A 20,698-nucleotide genomic window follows, 5' to 3' on the forward strand; every position below is an offset into this window, starting at 1 on the left:
CCCCCCCCCCCCCCGATGAAACTCGATCCGCAAGGACCGGCGAACACTCGGCGCCGGCCACACATGACGTAATGCCAAGATCGGATGCTCGTCCCAGAAGTGCAGTTACCGCACCGTCAAGACATCTCGACGTCCGGCCACTGACTAACACGGGCATCGGATAACGCCCCGAGTTCGGATAATGCAGGTGGTTGCAAAAACGCAACACGGAAGTACAGGGCGGGCAGGATCTCCGGCTCGACCGATGTAGGCCAATCTGATTGCCGGCCACGACATCGCCGAACAAATTCGAGCCAAGGGTGTTCATATTGTCGATGTAGGGCCATACTCAGCGCATGTCCAACATAGGTGTTACGGCGAGTAACGTGTTTTCTAAGTCGCAGAGCGGTGGCGCGGCTCTGGACCAGGTCTTCGGTATGACGGCAGCCGCGGCCGTCGTGTCGTTGTTTCTGCTGTATCTGGCGTTCATGCACCGCACTCGACGCATCACGTGGTTGGCGAGGCTGGCGGACTACGCGGGGTCGAAGCTGAACTTGCCCGGCTGGGCTGCGTTGCCCCTGGTCCTGTTCGTCTCGACGATCCTGACCGCATTCTTCGGGTTCATCTGGGACGTCAGCCTGCACATCGGACGAGGGCGCGACGAGGGACCACTGGCCAACCCGGCCCACTACTTCATCCTGGTCGGCTTGTTCTTCCTGTTCATCGCGGGTGCGCTTGCGATCATTCTCCCGCTCGACGAGAAGCCCGGTCGCGCGGCCGTCAAGATCACCCGCACCTGGTATGCGCCCACGGGTGGTCTGCTGATCGCGGGCAGTGGTCTGTATGCGCTCATCGGCTTTCCCTTGGACGATATCTGGCACCGAATCTTCGGCCAGGACGTGACACTGTGGGGACCGACCCATTTGATGTTGATCGGCGGTGCCGGACTGTCGCTCATCGGAGTCCTACTGCTCGATCACGAAGGCAGACTGGCCATGGCCGCCGCACGGCAGACGTCCCGCGACGAGGTGGATGACACTGAGCGGGGTCCCAGACGCTCGGCGTTGTCGTGGGTTCTCAAAGCCAGCACGTTCGGCGGTCTCCTCATCGGGTTGTCGGTGTTTCAGATCGAATTCGACTTCGGAGTCGAGCAGTTCCGGTTGGTGTTCCAACCGATGCTCATCGTCGGTGCCGGAGCGTTCGCGCTCGTCGCAGCGCGACTGGTGGTGGGACGGGGCGCGACTCTGTTCGTCGTCGCATTCGCCGCCGTCATTCGCGAGCTGACAGCGTTCGTCGTCGGCCCGGTTCTGGGTGAACCGCACAACGTGTTCGCACTGTTCCTCGGGATCGCGGTGGTGGTCGAACTCGTCGGTCTCACTCCGCTCGTGGTGCACCGACTTCGATTCGGAATGCTCGCGGGGTTGACTGCGGCAACTGTGGGCTTGTGGCTCGAATCGTTGTGGATCGACGCGGTCTTCGTCTACCCGTGGCCGACGTCGATGTGGGTCGAGGCGCTCGCGATGGCAGTACCCGTCGGCGTCATGTGCGGGCTGACGGCAGGGCTGTTCGCGCAACTGCTCAGTGGAGACGGACTGCCGGCACCTGCCGTCCGGCGCACGATCGTCGTCGCGTTGGTACTCGTCCTCGGCGGCGCGACAGCCAACGGTCTGATGATCGACGTACCGGAAAACGCAACGGCGACAGTCACTCTCGCCGATGCCGCGCCGCAGGACGGTGGCCGGATGGTGACGGCAACGGTCCGACTCGATCCAGCCGACCTGGTATCCGACGACCCCGAGTGGGTGGCGATCCTGGCATGGCAGGGAGCCGGCGACACTCTGCGTGGTCTGGTCGTCGATCGCCTCGAACGGACCGGGCCCGGCATGTATCAGTCGACCCGTCCGGTTCCGGCGCACGGAACCTGGAAGACGTTCCTACGCATCCAGGACGGTCGAACCCTGACCGGCACGCCGATCTTCATGGCGGCCGATCCCGGCATCGGCGCGCCGGAGGTCTCGGCCGACGCCCAGTTCACACGGCAGTTGCAGAGCGAGACTGCGCTGCTGCAACGTGAGCGGAGCTTCGACCACCCGGCGTGGCTGTTCGGTGCCGCATCACTGGTCGTGCTCGTCTGCACTCTGGCATTGATCTGGGCTCTGTCGTGGGGCGCAGTGCGCATCAGTACCGCGACCCCGGGAGCATCGGTGTCACGCAGGACGCTGGACTCGAGCTCCGTATGACGGCTACATCCGACGTCGTCTATCTCGCGGATCACTCTGTGGTGCTGGCCATTCCGGCGGTCGCGCCTGCGTTGATCATCGTGGCCGCAGTGTTGTACGTCGTCAGGAAAGACCGCCGGGCCGAGCGGGCAGAGAAACTCGACCAAGAAGGAGAGCACTGACATGGGACTGTCGCCACTGCGGGCAGCGATCATCGGATGTGCAACGGTGGCGCTGGTGGCCGGCTGCGGATCGTCGTCCGGCGGTACCTCGCCCAGCACGGCAGAACCGGTGCCGAGCACCGACTCCACCGCGGCGGTGTCCGCGGAACCCGATAGCCTGCGGATGAATCTGTCGATCGTCGGCGGCACGGTCGAGCCGACCAATCAACGCCTCGACGCCTCTGTGGGGCAATCGGTTTCGATCTCGATCGACAGTGATATCACGGACGAACTGCACGTGCATTCAGTTCCCGAGCACACCTTCGAGATCGAGCCGGGCAAAGATCAGCTGTTCACGTTCACCGTCGATGTGCCCGGACAGGTGGATGTCGAACTGCACCACAGCGATCGCACCGTCGCCACGCTCGTCGTTCGTCCGTGATTCTCGCCCACGGCCTCGGCGGGTCGACCGATCTGCCGATTCCTGTCACCTACGCCCTGATCGGAGGGGCGTGGGCGCTGGCGGCGTCGTTCGTGCTGCTGTTGTTCGCGTGGCGTCGCCCCAGGCTCGACCCCACGCGTGTCGTCGTGCCGTTGCCGCGGACGACGGTCGTCGCAGATTCGGCGATCGTCCGGGGACTCGTCGGGGCGTTGTCGGTGCTACTGGCGGTCACTGTCGCCGCAGCATCGGTCTGGGGGCCACAGGATTCCGGCAACGCGTTGCTCGGCACCTTCTACGTTCTGGTGTGGGTAGGCATCGTTCCGGCGTCGCTGGCGTTCGGGCCGTTCTGGCGAATCGTGTCTCCGATGCGGGCACTACACCGCGTCGTGTGCGGACTGCTGCGTCGTCCGACGTCGGCGGCGATAGTCGCCTACCGACGCGAATGGGGCTGCGTACCAGCCGTTGTAGGACTCTTCGCATTCGTCTGGCTCGAACTGGCCTCACCCGACTCGGGCTCGGTATCGGCCGTTCGTCTGTGGTGCGCGGTGTACGTCCTGGTGATGGCGGTGGGTGCGGCGGTCTTCGGTGACGAATGGTTCTCTCGTGCAGATCCTTTCGAGGTGTACAGCGACACGGTATCTCGATTGTCTCCACTCACCCGAGATGCCGCGTCCGGCCTTCTGGCGCTGCGGTCACCGCTCGACGGTGCGGTGAGCCTGCCGGTGCAGCGGGGCACGGTGGCAGTGCTCGCCGTTCTGCTCGGGTCCACCGCTTTCGACAGCATCGGGCAGATACCGGCGTGGCGTTCGCTGGTCGACGGCTCCGCTCTCGGATCGGTGCCGACGAGAACTCTCGGGTTGATTGCCGTCATCTGCGTTGTCGGAGCGGCGTTCTGGTGTGCGGCCCGCGCCGTCGGAGGGGTGTCGCGTAGTCGTCGTTCCGCGCTTCCAGGGCTGCTCGCCCATTCCCTGATCCCGATCGTGGTGGGTTACCTGACGGCTCACTACCTCACGTACTTCGTCGAGAAGGGGCAGCAGACGATCATTTCGCTGTCAGATCCGCTGGGTAACGGTGCGAATGTGCTGGGGCTGCGGGATGCGTCGGTCTCCTACGTCCTGTCGAATCACCCGTCGGTCGTCGCCGGTATTGCCGTTCTGGCGGTGGTGGCGGGGCACCTGGTGGGCATCACCCTCGCCCATGACGCGTCGCTGCGCACGCTACCGAAAGGGCACGCGGCCACCGGACAGCTCGCGATGATGGTCGTGATGGTGCTCTACACGTTCGGTGGGTTGTTCCTGCTGTTCGGAGCCTGAGCATCGTCCGCAAGGTGGGCATCGCGTTCGTCGAATACTGTCGCGGCACAGATATTCTAGACGGCTTTGCCGCATTCCCGCAAGAAGTACTGATCACCTCTGCTGGCCTCGACGAGAAGGCAGGAACAACCGGAGTCCAGGACCTCTGTGTCCGTGGACCGGCATCTTCGATTCTTTCCAAAAGCACTCCTACGACCCGATCCTGGGAGGCCACCAAGTCGTGGTTACTGAAGAAGTGGGCACAGAATCTCCGCGGATCGATCAGTGAAACCTGCGTGAAGCAGCCGGCATGGGTTGGTCCGTAATGCATCCGACTAGGAATCGGGTCCGTCTCGGCGAGCAGCGTCTCCAATCGCATCCGGGAATCTGTCGGTGACTGCGAGCGAGCCCAACATTCGTTCGGGGTATCCGGGGCCGGTTCGTGCGGTGACCTCGTTATGACGGACATCCGCGCCGCAGGCGCGGCAGATCACGGCTGCATCGAGTGTGTGCCCGCACGCTTGGTGCTGCAAGACGACCGGTACGCCGTCCGAGCCGCTCATCCATTTGTCTCCCCAGGCGTTCAGCGCGGCGATGACACCGAACAGATCGCGTCCTTTTTCTGTAAGGAGGTATTCGTGACGCACTGGTTGCATTTGATAGGGAGTGCGCGACACGATCCCGCCCTCCGTCAGGGTCTGCAGGCGGTCGGTCAATGTGGCCCGGGCGATACCGAGCGTGCCCACGAGCGCATCGAATCGCGATTCCCCGTAGAACAGCTCGCGGAGTATCAGCAGGACCCACCCGTCTCCGACGAGGCCGACGGACCGGGCGATCGAGCAGGGCCACCGATCGAAAGAATCACGCTTCACCCCGCTGACTGTATCAGTCTGATTTACAGACCGACTTGCCACAACGCTCATCCTCCCGATAGGTTCCCGTCAGTCTCATTACTGAACTCAGGAGGTCGGCGCATGTCCGAAACGGTATCGATGGAACGCGACGGTCATATCCTGTGGATCGGCTTGAACCGGCCCGCCAAGCGCAATGCCTTCGACCGGGCGATGCTCGGTGAGCTCGCGGAAGCATACGGTGTCCTCGAAAACGATCCCGATATCCGATGCGGGGTCCTCTACGCACACGGAGACCACTTCACCGCAGGCCTGGATCTGTCCGATGTCGCCGGCGATCTGGCGACGAACTCTCTGACGATCCCCGCTGGAAGCAGAGACCCGTGGCGACTCGACGGGCCATGGACGACCCCTCTGGTCGCTCTCGCTCATGGCTGGGTGATGACGTTGGGTATCGAACTGCTTCTCGCTGCCGATATACGGATTGCGGCAGCGAACTCTCGGTTCACCCAATACGAAGTGCGGCGCGGGATCTTCCCGTTCGGTGGGGCGACGTCGAGATTCCCACAGCAAGCGGGGTGGGGCAACGCGATGAGGTGGATGCTCACCGGTGCGGAGTTCGGCGCTGACGAAGCTCTGCGCATCGGGCTCGTGCAGGACCTTGCGACCGACTTCGCGGCGGGGCGAGACCTCGCGGGTTCGATCGCCTACGAGATCGCGAACAAAGCAGCGCCACTGGGTGTGCGCGCAACTCTCGAGGCCGCCTACGCAGCAACGTCGCAGTCACTTCCCGACCCTGGCGCACTACGAGCGACGATCGCCGCACTGCTCGCCACGTCCGACGCCGCCGAGGGGCTTCGGTCCTTCATCGAGCGACGCGACGCTGATTTCGCCGGGCGATGAGCCAGTCTTTCGAGCAGCTCGATCGCCCGGACACCGCGCGTTCGTTCGTCAAGCAGTACCGCATGGGTGTCGGTGACGCCGATCCCCAGGGTCAGGTGCGACTCGACGCGATCGCACGACTGCTGCAAGACGTTGCGCTGGACATGATTCACGAATCGGGGTTCCTCGACGAGGATCCCTTCTGGATTGTTCGTCGCAATGTGATCGATGTGATCCGGCCTCTGACCTGGCCGGGCGAGGTGAAGGTCGAACGGTGGTGCGCCGCGACGTCGAGCCGCTGGGTGAGTATGCGTCAACGTCTGACCGGCATCCCGACCGCTTCACCGTTCAACCCCGGCTACCGGCAACCCGGTCTCGTCGAAACCGAGAGCTTCTGCATCAACGTCACTCGCCGCGGTCTGCCGGCGCGGATATCGGACGCGACGCTCGATGCGTGGAGCACCGGCATCACCGAGACCAGATTGAGGTGGCGTCCGGTCAACCCGCCCGCGCCTGCGCACGACAGCGAGTTCACCGAATCCCGACCTTTCGCCCTGCGCGCCACAGATTTCGACTTCTTCGAGCACATGAACAACGTCGCCTACTGGCCCCCGATCGAGAGGGCATTACGCCAGCATCCCGCGATCACCGCGCATCCCCACCGCGCCGTCATCGAGTACTTGAAGCCCGTCAGATATCGAGCGTCCCTCGATACCCGCTGGGTAGCGAATGACAACGGATTCACCGTGTGGTTCCTCGCCGACGGTGTGGTGACGACCACGGCGACCGTTCGCCGTCTGTGAAACAAGTAGTCGCCGCCCATCGCGGTTCATGCTCTTTCGAGCGAGGCGTCGTTCAGTTCGGGTAGGCAAACGGGGATCGTCGGTGCGCTGTCGATCATCCCAGCGGCCTTTCCCTTGTCAGGGGTCGCACCGAGGTGTGCTGTCGAGCGTCGGCATCGATGCCGTGGTCTTGGGGATCACCGCATCCTTACTCACCCTGCGCGGACGTGGGTGCCGCAGTCGTGATCAACACTTCCAGTTCGGCGATCACCTCGTCGATGGGTGCTGCGGATCTGTGTGTACGGCACAGGATCACCGCTCCCTCCACTGCGGCGATCACCATGGTGGACAGCCTGATGGACCGTGCCTCGTCGATTCCATCGTTGACCATGGCGGTAGTGAGGGCACGGTGCCAACGCGCGAAGATGCCTGTGATTGCCGGCTGGAATTCTTTGTCGTCGGGTGCGCCCCCGACGGCCAACGATACGACCGGGCATCCAGCCTCGAAATCGGACTCGACCAAGATCTGGGTCCAGAACGCTGCGAAGTTGCGCACTCCATCCATCGCGCCCAGGGTGGCGGACCGCTCTATCATGGTGCTGATAGCGTCTCCGGCGAGCGTGAGGGCTTCGGACACGATCTCTGCACGACCACCGGGGAAGTGGTGGTAGACAGAACCTCTCGGTGCCCCGCTGCGCTCGAGAATTGCGTCGACAGTCAGTCCGGCAGCGCCCCGTTCCCTTAGGAGTTCTACCGCGCTGTAGAGCATTTTCTGCCTGGTGTTGCCCCGGGTTCTCACGAGCGGTTCCCTCTCGATCTCTTTCGGACTGGCAATCTGCGGATGCTGTTGCGTACCAATGTTATATGTTATGTTGCCTACCATAATTGTGTGGCATGGCGCTTCTGCTCTGTCGTTGCTTCGATCTCCCAGGAGAAACCGCCCATGACGTACGTCATCGCTGAGCCGTGCGTCGATATCAAAGACAAGGGGTGCATCGAGGAATGCCCGGTGGACTGCATCTACGAGGGAACCCGGATGTTGTACATCCACCCCGACGAGTGCGTCGACTGCGGGGCGTGTGAACCTGTGTGCCCTGTCGAGGCGATCTTCTTCGAAGACGATGTCCCCCGCGAATGGTCGGAGTACACCCAGACCAACGTCGACTTCTTCGACGCACTCGGATCCCCGGGCGGTGCTGCGAAGTTCGGCAACGTCGCCGATGACACCCCGTTCGTGACAGGGCTGCCTCCCTCCGCATCGTGAGTCGCTGTACGTGAGTCGCTGTACGTGAGTGTCCCCGATGCGCCGGCCACGCGGAGTGAGCATGGTGATCGACCGCGCGACCGGCCCGTTCAGGGACGCTTCGATACAGTCGCCATCTCGATGGCGTGCCGCCACGAACGTATGCCCATGAATCCGTCCCTGCACTGGTCGCCGTGATCCGAAAAAGCTTGACTTGACACGAGATTCCGGTGTAGAGACCTACGACACGGCCGGCTGTGCGGTCAGCCTCTCGATGCGCGCCGGGGTGTTCTTGTGCCACGGGCTGCCGAAGAACTTGTCCCGCCTGACGGTGGAGGTCAGCATGTTGAGTGCGACACCGACGACGGTGTCACCGCCTTCGCTCGGATAGCTGACTCCCATACCGTTCGGCAGAGAGATATGACCGGCCTGCATCATCGCGCTGATCTCCACGGGTGCGAGGGCCGAACCACTGGCGGTGACGATTCGAACGGTCTCGCCCGTCGTGATCTCGAGTTCGCGAGCATCGACCTCGCTGATCCGCAGCGCGCCCTCGCGGTCCCGGCGCCGCCACTCGGGGTTGCGGATGATCACATTTGCGGTGAACGACCGGCGTTCGCCCGCGGACAGAATGAACGGGAACTCTTCGGTCGTGTACGACGGTTCGACTGCTGTGATCGTCGCCAGTTCGTCGAGCAGGTCGGGGATAGCTGCGTGAATCCTGCCGTCCGCGTGCTGAATGTATTTCCAGGCGTCCTCGTATCGGTCGTCTGTGAACATGACACCTTCGCGTCGGGTGTGCAGAGCAGTGAACAGCTGCTCACCTTGCGCGAAGCCGCGACCGGTGAATCCTGCCCGCGCTACCGCGTCGGGCTGGGAGATCGCGCACAGATGAGCGAACCCCCAGATCAGACCCATTGCCTGGTCACCGTCGGGGAGGGTGGTGCCGAGGGTGCGATAGAGCAGATACGGCACGAGTCCGGTGAGGTCGGATCGCGCGTGGATGGTCGCGAAGAACGCCAGCGCGAATGCCTCCCTGCCCACCCTCGCGGCCGCCGTCAAGTCCTCGATCAGCGCGGTTTCGACGACACCGAGTCGATCGATCACTGCGGCGTAGATCTCCGGTTCGGGTCGTGTTCCAGGCATCGGGGTCAGAAGGGGTCCGCGGACCTGAAAGGTGTTGTGCGGGAAATGCAATGTGAACAGCGAGGACTCGTATTTCTCGAACTGGCTCGATGCAGGCAATACGTAGTCCGCCTGGCGTGCGGTCTCGGTCATCGCGACATCGACGACCACCGATAGTTCCAGCGCCCGCATCGCCTGCTTGAAGCGGCGCGAATCTGCCAGGGAGTGAGCCGGATTCGACGAATCGATCCACATCGCCCGCAATCTGTCGGGGTGCTCGTTGAGCACCTCGTCCGCGATCGAATTGCATGGGATCAGTCCATTGAGAATTCGGGCACCCATGGCGGGGGTTGTTCCGTTGCGCTCGTTCATGCCCACTGTGTGCGCGATCTTGCCCGCGATCGGTACGGCCACTGCCTCGAAGAATGCGTCGAGTGCGACGCTCGCCGTCAGTTCGGCCACCCGTTGCGGCCTTCCGCCGTGACGCTCGGACCTGGCCATGAGCCGCCGGGCGGGGGTCGCGCCCATGCGCATCGCCATGCTCCCGACTCGGCGACGCAGGGTCGGCCATCGGCCGATTCCTCGTTCCGGGGGAATCGCGTGCCAGCGACCCGCCAGAGGAAACATCCATGAATGAATGTGCATGCCACCAGATTTGGCGAAATTGCCGGTGAGTATCCACAGCATCTTGTTCAAGTAGGCGACGAGGGTGCTGTTCGGCGATTGCTGGACCCCGAGGTCTTCGTAGACGGCCGCGCTGTCGGCTGACGCTATGCGGCGCGCGACAGTGCGAATCAGGTCCTCGTCCACTCCGCAGCACCGGGCGTTCTCGGTGATGTCCACCTCGCGCAGCGCGGCCAGTACCTGCTCGACCCCGGTGGCGTGAGTGTGCAACCAGGCGGTGTCGTGCAGCTCTTCCTGCACGATGGTCGCTGCGATGGCCGAGACGCACCATGCGTCGGTGCCGGGTTTGATCTGCAGGTGGTAGTCGGCGATGTTCGCGGTTTCACTGACGCGAGGGTCGATGACGATCAAGGCACGCTCGGGGTCACGAGAGAGTTCGCGCAGTACCGGGCGGGCGCGAGCGACTCCGTGCGACTGCCAGGGGTTCTTGCCGACGAAGATCGCCACTTCGGTGTTGTCGAAGTCGCCGATGGTGTGATTGCCGTAGAGCTGCTGGTCGACCCACGACTCGCCGGTTTTCTCCTGCGCCAGGGCGTTCGACATGTACTCGGCACCTACCGCATGGAACAACGCTCGGCCGTATGCGCCGCCGAGGTGGTTGCCTTGTCCGCCTCCGCCGTAGAAGAAGATCGACTTGCCACCGTGGGTGTCACGGACGGCTGAGAGCTTGGCGGCGATCTCGTCGAGTGCGGTGTCCCAGTCGATCGGTTCGTACTCCCCGTCGGGAGTGCGACGCAAAGGGGTGTCGATCCGGTGTGCGCCGTTCTGGTACTTGTCCAAACGTAGCGGCTTCTCGCACGTGTAGCCGGCCGACCCCGGATGTTCCTTGTCGCCGCGAATCTTGAGCAGGGTTCGGCCGTCGGTCTGGACCTCGAGTCCGCAATTGCATTCGCAGAGGATGCAAGCGGACTTCTGCCAGCCGGCCGTCGTGTTGTCGGCGGTGGTGTCCTCGGATACGGGCTGAGTAGTCATGGGCGCTCTTTCGGTGTCATCGGTGTGCGTTGATCTCCGAGCGGTCGCACTCTGCTAGGAATTCGGCTTGTGCAGAGAGTGCATGCGCGCAGTTCGAGCGGCACCACAACTCTCGCCTCGGTTTGTACGACCCCACACAGGGCTCGTCGCCCGTGTAGAGCCGTCACGGGCTCGCCGCTGCACACACACGCGCAGCGAAGAACATCGCTATTATTGACTATGTCATAGTATCTACATCCGCTGGCGTGACAACCCCGATACAACTACGAACCACATCAGCGCGTGTGCGCAAAGAACATTCCGCCGACGCAGCCAGCGGGTTGGAGCAGCCCACGATCTCCGAAGGAGTGGTGCATGTCCGGAGGCCACCGACAGGGGTGTTCCGACGAAGTGACAAAAGTCGAGTCAGCCGCATGGGCGTCGCCGCTGGATCTCACCGGCGCTGTGCGGGACCACATGCTGCGTCGCCCTAGGTGCCACCCGCTCGACCTCACGGTCGCCGGGGCACGCGCCGTCTTCGCTGCGAGCCCGAAACACCATCTGCTCCTGCTCGTCGGAGGCGATCGGCTCGCCAGCACGGTGTGCCGCTGCGACCTCGACTGCGCCCCTGATCCAGGCTGTCCCGCCTCGACCTTCGGCACAGTTCAAGGGCGCACCATCAATGCTCACGCTCCGATCGCGGTCGTCCACCAGCACATGGTTCGACATCGCATTCGACGTCTGGCAGTGGTCGATGACGCCCGCCACCTGCTCGGACTCCTCTGCCTGAAAGCACGGATGGACGGGTTCTGCACCGACGCCGGTGTCGAGGCGATGCGTGACGCTCGGTGACGTCTGCGCGCCGCGTCGTCACATGACGCGGCTCAGCCAAATTCCCCAACCGCGCTCACCAAAATTTGCGGGGCTTCTCTCTGATCTGGCGTTGCGATCTCGCAGCCGCCGTCTCCCAATAACGGTAAGTCGCGAGCTCGTCGCTGATCTAGCGGTCGACACCGCTGTAGCGGCGTAGCCGAAGTCCTCGCGCGACGCCGGCGTCGGCCGGCATGCGAAACCGGAGGCGCGCCCAGTGGGTTTGAGTCGACCGGAAGGTTCTCACCGAGGTGCGCATAACCGTCCACGGGCACAATTCGTTCGCTGAGCGAAGTTCTTGATGAACTGCTTCAATATCGATATGACTGTGTCGGGGAGTAACACAAACAAGTTGAATGCCGTTGGTGATGTCGTCCAGGTCGTTCGAGCTGACGGCATAGTCCTTGCCGGAACGATCGTCGAGGACTATGCCGATTCATTGCTCGCTGCCGACGATCTCGGCCGCGACTGGGCGCGACCGCATCGATGGGGGGTCGCGCTCGACACCGGTGTGCTCGTTTTCGTCGACGATGCCGATCTCGTCGAGGGAGAAGCCGAACCTACCGGGAGTAGTCGGTGAGCGATCAGGTGAGCGACCCACTGGTGGCATTTGCGGTGAAATGGGAGCCCTACGGCGGTGCGAGCGCGGACGATGTTCTCGTCGAGTTCGGACTGGACATGAGTGAGTACCGGCTCCGCCTGTTTCAGAAGATCAGCCGCGCTGACCGCGCCGGTGTGAGCGCGCCGCTTCGTAGTCGGCTGGTCTCCTACGCGTTGGTTCCGGTGCATCGCGCGCCGCGCATCGGCAAGTAGGCCCTTCCCCGCATGTGATGCCGGGCGGCGGCACCCGAACTAACCGGGTTGGGACTCGGGCCCCTACCAGAGGTTCCAGATTCCGACTCGGGACATCGCAGCACTAACCGAGCTGCGATGGACAGACCCCGTCGCCGCGGACCGCTACATCCTCCAGCTCCTGGCACCCGTCGAACAGCAACGATGGACGGAACTGATGGCTCACGCCGACATCGTTCTGCTTCAATACGTCCTACGGGGTCGCATCGCCGAGTAGCCACCCCAGATCGTGCTGCGGGTGATGCAGCTAGTCGTGAAGCCACGACTTCAGTTTCACGTCTACTTCTACTGATCTACCGTGCTGGGGGCAATCATTCTTGACCGCAATGTCGGCAATCGGCCCGGCGACGGCATCTCCTGTGCCCTCCAGCCTCACTTCGTTGGCTACAACCTCTTCACGCGAGGAACCCCGATCGCTGAACTGCGTGCAGATCGCCCGCAATTTGCTCGGCATCATCCGGGGAAACTGCCACACCGAATGCAGCCGACAGCTGATCGACCGCAGCATCACGGGCCCGGCTGAAGTGCCTCCGCTGCGTCGCCATCGGGGATCGCGGAGGGTGTCGCCGTGACCGTGGGAACCAGATGTGGCGCGGCGGGATCGAAGGTCGAAACATCCCCGGTTCACAAAGGTGATGCCACACGGCGATCAGATCGATGAAACGGGGCGACGACAACGCCGACCCGATCCTGTTGTCTGCTCGCCCTTGTCCGGAGCGCAACGTCTCCGCGCGTTGCGCTGCTGTGAGACCGCCGCTGTCCATGGCAGCAGGCTTGAGAGCTGACGCGTCACTGAGCACGCTCAGGACTGGCCGGGCGAAAGCGGGCCATGCTGGCACAGAAGTGCCCCACGCCGAATCGATTTCAGTCACAGCGATCTCGTCGCTTTGAAGCTTCGGAAGAGCGGCGCGTCGCGACCCTTGGAGTGTCTATTCGGTCACCTTCTCGCGGGAGATGGCCCCGCTCAGCTGTGTAGAAGCACTGAAACGATTGCACCGCACGGGGCCGTGCGGAAGTTACCGCACCGTCAAGATTTGTTGACGTTGTATTTGTGATGTCTGTATCGAAACTCGACTAACAAGGCACTTCTGACATTCTTCGCGAGCCTCCGACGGTCAAGGGCGTCTACGCGTCCGCGGTGAATGCGTGAACGTAGTCCTGCCCTCCGAGGTGCTCATATACGTGAGTGGTCGTGACGCGGTTCCAGTGGTGGCCCATCAGAACTGCGAGGCCGAGTGGGCCTACGAGGAAAACGTGCAAGGCTCTGGAGCTCGCGTAGCGGCGAGCGACATTGCGGATCTCGACGGCGAGGCTGTTCGCAGCCGCCGGTGTTGGAACTACTTTTGGACCCGTTCCCGTCGACGGGGTCGCCGTCACGATGGTGGCGACAGGCAGCTCGGTCCGACGGATCCATTCGGTTGCCTGGCTAGCTGCGTCGTATGAAATGTTGACGATGACCGCAATATCCGGCCCAGCATCGACAGATTCTTCCGTCACGTCTAGCGGAAACGGCGTGGTCGTCTCTTCGCTGGTCCAGATCTGGTCGCTCTGTCGTACGCCGACTTCGTAGCCCAGGACGCTTCGTAGTACGGCACCCACCATGAATCCGGTGGCCTGTCGCATGTGTCCGCCGACGAGAATGCGCCGGGAGCCGCCGAGCTGCATGGGCACGGTGGCAATGTCGGAAGCCAGCTCGGCCCAGGTATGAGGCGGAGTTGGCGCCACCCGATTCCAGTGCTTCTCCCCCGCGATCCGATCGACCCAGTCGATGCTGACCGCAGCCTGGTCGGCGACGTCGTCGTGCTTGATCGTCGCGATCGACACGGTCGTCCATGGGGACCCGGCGTTCAGACCCAGTACCGTTACGGCGTTCTTGATGTCGTCGAGGGTGAGGTTGCGGTGTCCGGCGATGACCTGCTTTGCAACCCAGTCGGAACTCAGATCGACCGATTTCTCGTCGGATCGCAAACCGTTGGCAGTCATCAGGAGTCCGACATCGCTACGCAAGCTAGGCAGGTCGTACGCGATGTCGAGGTAGAAGTCGTCGAGGAAGGACAACAGGGCTGCTTCGTTGGTGCCGGCTGCAGTTGCCCACGCCGCCCGCGCCTTTCCCATGGCACTCTTCGAGCCACCTTCCGCTGCTCGTGGCAGAAGGCGTTTGTCGCGCCCATCGCGTTGCTGCAGTAATAGGTCGGTAGGGTCGCCGGTGCGGTTGGTGGCCAGGCGTAGTTCCACGGCGGTGCCGTCGGCGGTCAAGTTCTTGTGTGCAGTGACCATCTTTCCGAGAATGCCCTCGTCGTCCAGGTAGGACAGCCCAACTGCAATTTTGTTGTCAACGGCGTACTTGACTTGTGTGTAGGCGTTCGGGGGCTGTGCTCGGTACCGGACGACATCGTCGACATTGCCGACGCCGGGTGCTTCGACACCAACCGCGACAATCGGATTGTGCGTGTTCTTTGTGAGATCTTGATGTAGAGCTTCCATACAGGCGCGCCACGCGTGAAGCCACTGGTAATGATCGCCGGCGATCCTGACGCCACTCGAACTAGGCATTTCGTTAGCAGTCACGATGGGCTCCTGGCGAGTCGGTGTCGGGTGTGGTGAGGACGGCGGTCTGGTCGAATGGTGCTGCGCTGGCGCTTGGGAGTGGGCCTGTAAGTCCGATGGTGCAGATTCGGGGTGCGAAGGTGCTCATACGACGTGCGTCCAAGGTGTAGCCGTTGTCGGTTCTGCGTACCACGATTTGCGTGGGGTTCGCCGCCCGTGGTTTCGTCATCGAGATCAGCGCTAACGACGCCAGGTCGGTGGTACTCGGGCCCACGTCGCGAGGGTGGCTGTGCCAGTCCCCGAGGTATCCCAGCCTGTCGTCGATCGCTCGTGCACGCAGCACGGCGGTGTGTGTGGCGCCGCCGGGAATCCAGTAGTGGGACCGGCCGCGATCGGTTGACGCGATCTCGATGGTGGTCACGATCCAAGGGTGTCCATCGGCATAGACACCGATCAGAATGCCTCCGGTCTCGACGGGGTGCGCACGCGTCGCTGCGTCGACCATCGTATTCCGGGCGGACTCGGTGATCCTCAAATGCATGCTGGTGTTCACGGTGCGTCCCGCGGGTCCAACACGCCAGGGCGATCGAATGGTGGCTGCATCGGGCTGAGCACCGTAATGCGTTCGTCGGGTCGCAGGCGGCACCCGGTCAGCAAATCCAGCACAGCGTTGGAAATTTCGGATGCGGCGGTCAGGACCGCGGTGGGAGGGGCATTGTTGACCGGTGCGGTGCATCCGAGTTCTAGAAATCCCGCCATACCCGACGACGAAAGATCGTGCGGCAGTACGTGGTAACGAGGGTCCTTCGGCCGCGCAGCAATCGGGGTGTCGCCGGCCGCTTGTCGCTGCACGCGGACCATCACTCCGTGATGGAAGAGTGCACCAGCTATTAGCGGAATCCCGCGTCGACGGCACACCTCCGCGAGTGCTGCAGTCATCGGCAGCATTCCTGTGCAGTCGACGACCACGTCGACGGTTTCGATCGCTGCGAGCAGTCCGGCTGGGTCGTACGGTAGGTCGGCGTTCTGGCTCACGTCGGTCCAGGGTGCGTGTTGCTCGATGGCAGCGGCTACCGCCTCTGTCTTGGTGGCACCCACGAAATGGGGTGTACCGACGTGGCGAACAAGGTTGGCAGTGGTCAGGTGATCGCTGTCGTGTAGGTGTATCGCGCCCACACCGCTAGATGCCACGGCGACGGCGACGTGCCCGCCGACAGATCCAGCACCGGCTATCAGGAGTGTCGTTCCGCCGAGCAGCTCAGCGTCAGGGCCTGCGCGTTTCCGCAGCGCCCGTGTGTCGTTGGATGTGGCCGACAACGCCGCCGTGCCCAGCGTGTCACCGTCGCCGGTGATGCCGAGCACGACGGCGTCGTAGTCGTCATCGTGTCGCGGCCAGGCGAGCACGATGAAGTCGTGTCCGCCGCTCGGCTCAGGGAACTGCGAGAGTGATCTGTTGGCCAGCCCGTAGGTGAGGTTAGTGCGTTGCCGGCGGGTCAGTGCCGCCCGAACGTCATCGAGGGTGCGCGGTGGTCGGGTGAGGTGGTTGCGGAGGTAGAACGCGCCGGTGAGAACGGGCTTGTCAACCGTGTTCGTATTTGGATGGATGCGGTGTTCGATGAGCAATGTTTGGCGTTGTACGGTCGCGGACAGAGCAGCAATGAAACCGTTGGTGCCGCGAACGATCAAGTCGTGCAGGGGTAATTCGGCTCGGTAGGTGCTCTGCCCATCGTAGAGACGGTGCGCGTCGAGTGCTCGATCCTCGGCATGAAACCCGTCGCGGGCACCGGTGGCCCACCGGTCGAGACGACCCCATAGTTTGCCGAGCTCGCGGCCGTCTATCTGAGCTGGGTCGTCTTCGGCCCACAGGCAGATCATGCCTTGTGCATCGTGTTCGGTTCGTAGACCAGGCACGAATATGTGTGCGTAGCGCAGTGGCCACCCGGGAAAGAACTGGATGTGCATTCGGGTGCTGTCCGTGAGGGGCTGCAGGCTCGCCCGAATCGGCCCCGTCCACCGTGGGTACTGCTCGTCTCCTCCGGGCGAAAACCCGGCGTTGACCATGTCCGAGCAGAACCTATCGAACGCAGCGTCGTCGTAGGTGTCCAACGGAAGTCAGCTCAGCGCTGGTGGAGGCGGTTCAGGGCGAAACCACGAGGTTGGTTGCTGCCCAGAGCGTCGACGGCGGTGATGGACCCGATGGGGAAGCCTGCCGCGTCACATCCATCGGGCAACGGGAGTATCTGTCCGCGGTCGTTTGTGCCTAAAATATCGCGCCATAGCTTGGCGGCCCGGCATCTCTCTGCGGTGAGCGCCTCGCGCGCTTCGCCGGCCAGGCGCTCGAAGGTCTGACCCGCCGATGTCCACTGCCACGGGTCGAGGGCAGGCTTGAGCGGCGTGCCGAGAATGGGGTCGGGCAAACCGTCCTGGGCGCTGTCGAGCAGTCGTTGGGCGACGTGTTCCATGGTGGAGGCCAGAAGTTCCGCCCAGGATGTTCCGGTGACCAGTCCTTGTTTCCAGTCGTAGTAGGCGGCGATCTCTACGAACAGCCCGCCGGGGCGCTGCCCCTCGAGATGGACGTGTCTTACCTGCCGCAGCAATCGCACGATCGGTCTGTAGGCATTTACTGCGCCGACGGTTGGACTCGTTGGCGCGGTGGCCAGTGTGTCGGTGTTATCGGCGAACTGCACGGGATTGGTCTTGATCCAGCGCCCCTCGTCGTTGTCCCACTGGTCGCGGTCGCGGTTGGGGATTGCCCAGTGGTCGCCCCAGGGCACGGCAGGTACCGCGTCGATCGCGAATGAGACGTCGCTGAAATGGTCCTCGGGATCGGGGAAGTCGATCTTCAGTGATCGTGACTGTCGAGTGATCCGGCCGTCCGGGTCTTCGCCTTTCACGCCGTACTCCTCGACGAGAACCCGTTCGACGGCGTTGTAGATCTTCTCCGGGCTGTGCCGTACAGACAGATTCCTGAATCGCAGGAAGACGTCGACGTCCTTGCCCGGGTACCGGGCGGTCTGGCGGGCGTAGGAGCCGATGAGCCTGGTGTCGATGCCCCACCCACCCAGTTCGGGGTCGGCTTCGAGTAGATTCCGCACTTCGGTGTGTGCGGCAATCGCGCGGTCACGTTTGTCGCCGTGGATGCTGACGTTGCGGACTGCTTGGGCGAACTCGTCGTTGAGTGGATGCATGATTTTTCTTTCTCCCGTCCCTGAAACAAACGATAGGTGCTGGGTCCGACAAACTTTGTTGTATTGACTAGGGACGTTGTTGACGGCGTGGCAGTGATTGATCTTCTTCTCTTTTGAAACGGCACCCGAAGTCGAAGGTCTCCACCCTCACCCTGCGAGACCAAAGCCAGATGGCGACATCACCGATGGTGAGCGCCTGCCACACCGCGAATTCTCAGGAATTCCTCACCAACCACCCGCAGATCGACTGCCACCGAAGTGCCACCAACGTCCACCGGTGTCCGACCCGGCAAGCGGACGACCAACGTCGTCGGGTCGATATACCGCAGAATCGGCATTGCGTTCGACTCGCCCAAACCATGAGCGCTGGACATGACCATCCAGTGAAACGCGCCGAAGGCGTTGTAGGGCTCGCGAGCGAACTGGTCTATTCGCTCATCGAAGTGTTCGAGTGAGTCCCGGACGCTCCTTGACTTGAGCGGAGAATCATCGGCGACTTTCAACCTCTCGCGCAGCGCTCGACCTCTCTCTGCTCGCCACGGATCACGGTCAAGGCCCGGTATCGGCCAAAGCATCTTGGACGCGAACGCGGCCGCAGAAAGACTCACCGTAATACCTGCCACCAGCTCTACATCCTTATTGCTTCGATCTGCACGGTCCGGGCGCACCGCAGCCTCGATGAGGCCGATGCCGAAATCGAACAAACTCCCCTGCCGCGCAACTTCTTCCACGTACACGTGGATCGCACCAGCGATGTCACGGTCGTCGTCATCACCGGTGGCCATGACTCCATTATTGCGATGCCAGAGCCACCTGGCTGGATAGGCCACCATCCAGACGCTCAGAACGCCTGCTCGACGCCTCCCGGGCAGCAGATCCCTCAATTTGCGACTGGACCGACCTACCAGCCGTTGTGAGTCTTACGACCGATTACGGTGATCCGCGTGGCGATATGGCGTGAACAGTCCCTGGAACAGATCATCGGCGGCCCGCTGGAACTCGAGTCCCTGTCGGAGGCCTCCATTCGCGCCGTGGTCGAGGCAGTCCCTGCCGAGTCCGGACTTGTTGAGTTCAAAGCGGCCGGGGCATTCGACTCCCACCCGCGCACCGCGAAACAAGCCGGCGGATGGACACAACAACACGAGCGTTCTAAAGACATCGCCGCGCTTGCCAACGGCACCGGAGGTTTGATCATCTTTGGTGTCACGGACGCTGCTACAGGTAGCGACGTCGCAGGTCGGTTGAGCCCTCTCGACCGCCCCGACATTACCCGCGACATCGAGCAGTACCGAAAAGACATTCGCACCTGCACCTCCCCGATACCTCTGTTCGATATGTTCGAGATACCTGCTGCAGAACGTGGTTCGTACATCGTCGCCGTCGTGCCACCCAGCGCACTGGTCCCGCATGCAGTCAAGACCGGTACGAAAGACAAACCTGCTTTGGTTTTTCCGGTGCGCGCGGTCGGCGAGGCCCAGACACGCTTCCTGACCGAGGCAGAACTGGCAGACATGTACGCACGCCGAATTCGGAGCGCGGCGGACCGGACCCGTCGCGCGAACGCACTCTGGGACACCTCCAGCCGAACACTTCGCGACCGCGGCGGGCACGGTGTGTGGGCGGTGGTGTGCGTGAGCCCCGACGCACCCGTCGATGACACACTGTCCGTGTCCGCGCGCCGCGAGATCACCGCCTGGAATAACAGACGTTCGTTCCCCGACGGTATGATCGGAATACACGCGCACAGTCTCGACTACCCCTTCCCAGGTCCAGGATTTGTCGAATACACCCAACTTGTCGCAACCCATCTCGGCACACAAAAACAGGTCGCTGAACCTGGAGCCACCTCGGCATACCGCGCGCTCTACGCCGACGGATCGGGGATCGCAGCAATCAAAGTCGGCGACGAGACCACCACCGACTATTTGGCCCTTACTCTCGACGAGATCATCGACGCCCTGACCACCTGCATCCCACACCTTCTCGACTGGGTTGGTGACCGGTGCGGAACTTGGGGACCGGCCACCATGACGACCTCGCTCGTCGATGTCGACACAGATGCAAACTCCTTCTCGAAACCGGTTCGACTTCAGCCCGGAGACACGCACTCTTTCGTCCACGCGCTCCGGCAAGCGCACAGGCCAAACCCCCGCGTACAAGCGATCGACCTGTCCACCACCACGACGATGCAGGATCGGCTTGCGCACACCTATCAAGCCGCCGCCGCCCAGCTGCAGATGTTCGGCCTCATCGAACCGGACCTCCTCGCCCCCGACGGACGAGTCCGCACAGTCGGCTTCGACGGCCGCCACCGGCACCATGTCCAGGACTGGTGCCAACGCCACAACGTGCCGATGGACGCGCAAACATGGCCCGACTCCGTACGGGAAAGTTGAACCGAACAGGAATATGGTTCTTATCGCCGCTGCACCCAACTGGAACGTTGCAACTACTGGCGTTCGAAGGGCCGGGACTCGAGTCAACCCTCGCCGAGTACTCCGCATCCAACTCGTGCAGAGTCAGCAACTGACTTGTAACGTTTCCGGCCCCACCGGCAGGGTCCCGCACTTGCGGATGGGAGGCGATGTAAGCGAAGGCGTCGTTCAACTTGCGAAAGACGTTGCTGAAGG

Annotated in this window: 19 protein-coding genes; 11 read left to right on the forward strand and 8 right to left on the reverse strand. The window is 62.8% G+C overall.

Annotated features, from left to right (window positions below):
- The first annotated feature begins 335 nt into the window (after nucleotides 1-335).
- The 4 genes from CH291_RS05535 to CH291_RS05545 are packed head-to-tail and all read left to right on the forward strand — an operon-like array spanning nucleotide 336 to nucleotide 4,114.
- Entirely contained in the window at nucleotides 336-2,219 is a 1,884-nt protein-coding gene (locus tag CH291_RS05535; protein ID WP_032391761.1) for a hypothetical protein, read from the forward strand.
- Nucleotides 2,216-2,380, forward strand: a complete 165-nt coding sequence (locus CH291_RS26680) for a hypothetical protein (RefSeq protein ID WP_179273454.1) — start codon at nucleotides 2,216-2,218, stop codon at nucleotides 2,378-2,380. The genes CH291_RS05535 and CH291_RS26680 overlap by 4 nt, the downstream gene beginning before the upstream one ends.
- A gap of 1 nt (nucleotide 2,381) precedes the next feature.
- Nucleotides 2,382-2,801: a hypothetical protein gene (locus tag CH291_RS05540; protein WP_032391760.1), complete on the forward strand. Its 420-nt coding sequence runs from the start codon at nucleotides 2,382-2,384 to the stop codon at nucleotides 2,799-2,801.
- Nucleotides 2,798-4,114 (forward strand): hypothetical protein, encoded by a 1,317-nt coding sequence (locus tag CH291_RS05545; protein ID WP_032391759.1) that lies wholly within the window; start codon nucleotides 2,798-2,800, stop codon nucleotides 4,112-4,114. Before CH291_RS05540 ends, CH291_RS05545 begins: the two co-directional genes overlap by 4 nt.
- Nucleotides 4,115-4,428: 314 nt before the next feature.
- On the opposite strand, the gene CH291_RS05550 is transcribed toward CH291_RS05545, so the two are convergent.
- Nucleotides 4,429-4,965: a winged helix-turn-helix transcriptional regulator gene (locus CH291_RS05550; RefSeq protein ID WP_032391905.1), complete on the reverse strand. Its 537-nt coding sequence runs from the start codon at nucleotides 4,963-4,965 to the stop codon at nucleotides 4,429-4,431.
- A 102-nt stretch (nucleotides 4,966-5,067) separates the two neighbouring features.
- Here CH291_RS05550 and CH291_RS05555 point away from each other — a divergent pair, with 102 nt between their 5' ends.
- Together CH291_RS05555 and CH291_RS05560 are read left to right on the forward strand one after the other, a co-directional pair.
- A complete protein-coding gene (locus tag CH291_RS05555) occupies nucleotides 5,068-5,847 on the forward strand; it encodes a crotonase/enoyl-CoA hydratase family protein (RefSeq protein ID WP_052053409.1) in 780 nt (259 codons plus the stop codon).
- Nucleotides 5,844-6,629: an acyl-ACP thioesterase domain-containing protein gene (locus tag CH291_RS05560; protein ID WP_032391757.1), complete on the forward strand. Its 786-nt coding sequence runs from the start codon at nucleotides 5,844-5,846 to the stop codon at nucleotides 6,627-6,629. Before CH291_RS05555 ends, CH291_RS05560 begins: the two co-directional genes overlap by 4 nt.
- Before the next feature lie 187 nt (nucleotides 6,630-6,816).
- Here CH291_RS05560 and CH291_RS05565 read toward each other — a convergent pair whose 3' ends face one another.
- Nucleotides 6,817-7,407 (reverse strand): TetR/AcrR family transcriptional regulator, encoded by a 591-nt coding sequence (locus CH291_RS05565; RefSeq protein ID WP_230598250.1) that lies wholly within the window; start codon nucleotides 7,405-7,407, stop codon nucleotides 6,817-6,819.
- A 144-nt stretch (nucleotides 7,408-7,551) separates the two neighbouring features.
- On the opposite strand from CH291_RS05565, the gene fdxA reads away from it, so the two are divergent.
- Nucleotides 7,552-7,872 carry a ferredoxin gene (gene fdxA / locus CH291_RS05570; protein WP_032391755.1) on the forward strand — a complete coding sequence of 107 codons (321 nt, stop codon included), beginning with the start codon at nucleotides 7,552-7,554 and terminating at the stop codon, nucleotides 7,870-7,872.
- Between the two features lie 219 nt (nucleotides 7,873-8,091).
- Here fdxA and CH291_RS05575 read toward each other — a convergent pair whose 3' ends face one another.
- Entirely contained in the window at nucleotides 8,092-10,632 is a 2,541-nt protein-coding gene (locus CH291_RS05575; RefSeq protein WP_094613498.1) for a molybdopterin-dependent oxidoreductase, read from the reverse strand.
- 390 nt (nucleotides 10,633-11,022) lie between these two features.
- Between CH291_RS05575 and CH291_RS05580 the strand changes: the two genes are divergently transcribed.
- The 3 genes from CH291_RS05580 (at nucleotide 11,023) to CH291_RS05590 (ending at nucleotide 12,294) form a co-directional block, all read left to right on the forward strand.
- On the forward strand, nucleotides 11,023-11,463 hold the full coding sequence (locus CH291_RS05580) for a CBS domain-containing protein (protein WP_094613497.1): 441 nt from the start codon (nucleotides 11,023-11,025) through the stop codon (nucleotides 11,461-11,463).
- A gap of 370 nt (nucleotides 11,464-11,833) precedes the next feature.
- On the forward strand, nucleotides 11,834-12,061 hold the full coding sequence (locus CH291_RS05585; RefSeq protein WP_230598185.1) for a hypothetical protein: 228 nt from the start codon (nucleotides 11,834-11,836) through the stop codon (nucleotides 12,059-12,061).
- Nucleotides 12,058-12,294, forward strand: coding sequence for a hypothetical protein (locus tag CH291_RS05590; RefSeq protein ID WP_032391365.1), 237 nt, complete (start codon nucleotides 12,058-12,060; stop codon nucleotides 12,292-12,294). Before CH291_RS05585 ends, CH291_RS05590 begins: the two co-directional genes overlap by 4 nt.
- 1,164 nt (nucleotides 12,295-13,458) lie before the next feature.
- On the opposite strand, the gene CH291_RS05600 is transcribed toward CH291_RS05590, so the two are convergent.
- The 5 genes from CH291_RS05600 to CH291_RS05620 form a co-directional block, all read right to left on the reverse strand.
- Complete coding sequence (locus CH291_RS05600) at nucleotides 13,459-14,610, reverse strand: SAVED domain-containing protein (protein ID WP_256979026.1); 1,152 nt, start codon at nucleotides 14,608-14,610, stop codon at nucleotides 13,459-13,461.
- A 280-nt stretch (nucleotides 14,611-14,890) separates the two neighbouring features.
- The gene (locus CH291_RS27370; protein WP_094613570.1) at nucleotides 14,891-15,421 is read right to left on the reverse strand and encodes a Mov34/MPN/PAD-1 family protein; all 531 of its coding nucleotides are present in this window, start codon (nucleotides 15,419-15,421) and stop codon (nucleotides 14,891-14,893) included.
- An 8-nt stretch (nucleotides 15,422-15,429) separates the two neighbouring features.
- Nucleotides 15,430-16,986, reverse strand: coding sequence for a ThiF family adenylyltransferase (locus CH291_RS05610; protein WP_094613494.1), 1,557 nt, complete (start codon nucleotides 16,984-16,986; stop codon nucleotides 15,430-15,432).
- Between the two features lie 11 nt (nucleotides 16,987-16,997).
- Entirely contained in the window at nucleotides 16,998-18,068 is a 1,071-nt protein-coding gene (locus tag CH291_RS05615) for a nucleotidyltransferase domain-containing protein (protein WP_032392318.1), read from the reverse strand.
- A 179-nt stretch (nucleotides 18,069-18,247) separates the two neighbouring features.
- Nucleotides 18,248-18,853 (reverse strand): hypothetical protein, encoded by a 606-nt coding sequence (locus tag CH291_RS05620; RefSeq protein WP_094613493.1) that lies wholly within the window; start codon nucleotides 18,851-18,853, stop codon nucleotides 18,248-18,250.
- A gap of 246 nt (nucleotides 18,854-19,099) precedes the next feature.
- Here CH291_RS05620 and CH291_RS05625 point away from each other — a divergent pair, with 246 nt between their 5' ends.
- Nucleotides 19,100-20,464, forward strand: a complete 1,365-nt coding sequence (locus CH291_RS05625; protein ID WP_218829012.1) for an AlbA family DNA-binding domain-containing protein — start codon at nucleotides 19,100-19,102, stop codon at nucleotides 20,462-20,464.
- Nucleotides 20,465-20,698 lie beyond the last annotated feature (234 nt).

Source organism: Rhodococcus sp. 14-1411-2a (assembly GCF_002259485.1).
In the GTDB taxonomy this organism is placed as follows: domain Bacteria; phylum Actinomycetota; class Actinomycetes; order Mycobacteriales; family Mycobacteriaceae; genus Rhodococcoides.

What these genes read in the sequence shown, in the direction of transcription:
- CH291_RS05555 (WP_052053409.1), top strand. Translation starts at nt 5,068, where the DNA reads ATGTCCGAAACGGTATCGATGGAACGCGACGGTCATATCCTGTGGATC.
- CH291_RS27370 (WP_094613570.1), bottom strand. Translation starts at nt 15,421, where the DNA reads ATGCATTTGAGGATCACCGAGTCCGCCCGGAATACGATGGTCGACGCA.
- CH291_RS05535 (WP_032391761.1), top strand. Translation starts at nt 336, where the DNA reads ATGTCCAACATAGGTGTTACGGCGAGTAACGTGTTTTCTAAGTCGCAG.
- CH291_RS05615 (WP_032392318.1), bottom strand. Translation starts at nt 18,068, where the DNA reads ATGCATCCACTCAACGACGAGTTCGCCCAAGCAGTCCGCAACGTCAGC.
- CH291_RS05540 (WP_032391760.1), top strand. Translation starts at nt 2,382, where the DNA reads ATGGGACTGTCGCCACTGCGGGCAGCGATCATCGGATGTGCAACGGTG.
- fdxA (WP_032391755.1), top strand. Translation starts at nt 7,552, where the DNA reads ATGACGTACGTCATCGCTGAGCCGTGCGTCGATATCAAAGACAAGGGG.
- CH291_RS05600 (WP_256979026.1), bottom strand. Translation starts at nt 14,610, where the DNA reads ATGGTCACTGCACACAAGAACTTGACCGCCGACGGCACCGCCGTGGAA.
- CH291_RS05620 (WP_094613493.1), bottom strand. Translation starts at nt 18,853, where the DNA reads ATGGCCACCGGTGATGACGACGACCGTGACATCGCTGGTGCGATCCAC.
- CH291_RS05560 (WP_032391757.1), top strand. Translation starts at nt 5,844, where the DNA reads ATGAGCCAGTCTTTCGAGCAGCTCGATCGCCCGGACACCGCGCGTTCG.
- CH291_RS05575 (WP_094613498.1), bottom strand. Translation starts at nt 10,632, where the DNA reads ATGACTACTCAGCCCGTATCCGAGGACACCACCGCCGACAACACGACG.
- CH291_RS26680 (WP_179273454.1), top strand. Translation starts at nt 2,216, where the DNA reads ATGACGGCTACATCCGACGTCGTCTATCTCGCGGATCACTCTGTGGTG.